This window comes from Cohnella sp. GbtcB17 (assembly GCF_019091135.1).
GTDB lineage: Bacteria > Bacillota > Bacilli > Paenibacillales > Paenibacillaceae > Cohnella.
This window is the reverse complement of sequence record NZ_JAGXJW010000263.1, coordinates 1-271: the sequence shown is the minus strand read 5'-3', so window position 1 is coordinate 271 and position 271 is coordinate 1. Positions and strand designations below refer to the sequence as shown.

At 49.1% G+C, this 271-nt stretch carries 1 protein-coding gene; it reads left to right on the top strand.

All coding sequences use genetic code 11. The features are described 5' to 3' along the window. A partial coding sequence (locus KVT38_RS33735; RefSeq protein WP_217598077.1) for a twin-arginine translocase subunit TatC occupies positions 1 to 271 on the top strand: 271 nt, incomplete at both ends.

Here is a 271-nt window from a genome sequence, read left to right as displayed (position 1 = left end):
AACGTTTTTTCCCCGTGGGATGCGGTCGGGATTTGGATGAAGCTTGCTTTCATGATCGGCCTTCCCGTATCGCTTCCGTTTGCGCTTTACCATTTATGGGCGTATGTCCGTCCCGGGCTTCGTCCGGAAGAGCGGAAATCGACCGTCAAATATATTCCGTACTCCATCCTGGTTTTTGTCGCCGGTTTTGCCTTCGCCTATTTTGTCGTGTTTCCAATGGCGTTTCAATTTGCAACCGATATGACGAGAAATATGGGACTTCATGAGACAT